Source organism: Mangrovicoccus sp. HB161399 (assembly GCF_013184745.1).
In the GTDB taxonomy this organism is placed as follows: domain Bacteria; phylum Pseudomonadota; class Alphaproteobacteria; order Rhodobacterales; family Rhodobacteraceae; genus Mangrovicoccus.
Map to the genome: position 1 here is coordinate 1 of NZ_JAATVU010000288.1, position 700 is coordinate 700.

Annotated in this window: 1 protein-coding gene and 1 pseudogene; both read right to left on the reverse strand. The window is 69.6% G+C overall.

The features are described from left to right. Window positions 1-122: 122 nt before the first annotated feature. Window positions 123-320, reverse strand: coding sequence for a hypothetical protein (locus tag HCC78_RS32940; RefSeq protein WP_172332872.1), 198 nt, complete (start codon window positions 318-320; stop codon window positions 123-125). Further along, window positions 317-700, reverse strand: a pseudogene (locus tag HCC78_RS32945) (hypothetical protein); the annotation flags it as partial. The pseudogene HCC78_RS32945 and the gene HCC78_RS32940, both read right to left, overlap by 4 nt.

Here is a 700-nt window from a genome sequence, read left to right on the forward strand (position 1 = left end):
CCGGCGCTGGAAGTCCGTCGGCGTCTCTTTCGCGCGCTCGTCTTCCGGCTCCGGCGGCTGGTGGCGGATCAGGCTCCGCTCTAGCTCGGCGAAGAACGCGCCGATCGGGGACATGTCCTCCATCAGATCAGCCCTTTCTCGATCGCCATGTCCTCGCCGATCGTCAGGATGGCGAGGCTGCCGGTCGTCTTCTCGATGCGGACCGAGCTGCGCGGCAGCTGCACGGCGTCCTGCCTTTCGCCGCTGGTGCTGACCCAGATGTGCGATTGCGACCGAAGGTGGATCTGGACTTCTATTTCGATCATGTCGGTGGTGCTCATGCGGCTCTCCTTTCAAGGTCGGCACCCCACTGCGCGGCCATCGCCTCTGCGATGCCGTCGAAGGTGCGGCTGCGGAATTTCCAGCGGTCCGGGCCCGGCGGCGCGCGGTGGATGGCGGACCAGCGCTTGTGGTCCTCGGTGCCCGGCTTCGGCGGCTCCAGCCGGTCGGTGGCAGCCAGGGGCGGCAGGCCGCGCAGGTAGAGGCCGGTGGCCTTGAAGGCGCGCTCCCCGAACCACCATGGCTGGACGATCTGCGGCCGGGGCAGGCCGGGCGGCATGCGCTCGCGGGCGTGGCGGTGCATCACCGGGTTCTCGACGCAGACCCGCGGCACCGGCGCGTGCCAGAGATCGGCGAAGAGCTGCACGCCGTCCTCGAGCTC

What these genes read in the sequence shown, in the direction of transcription:
- HCC78_RS32940 (WP_172332872.1), bottom strand. Translation starts at nt 320, where the DNA reads ATGAGCACCACCGACATGATCGAAATAGAAGTCCAGATCCACCTTCGG.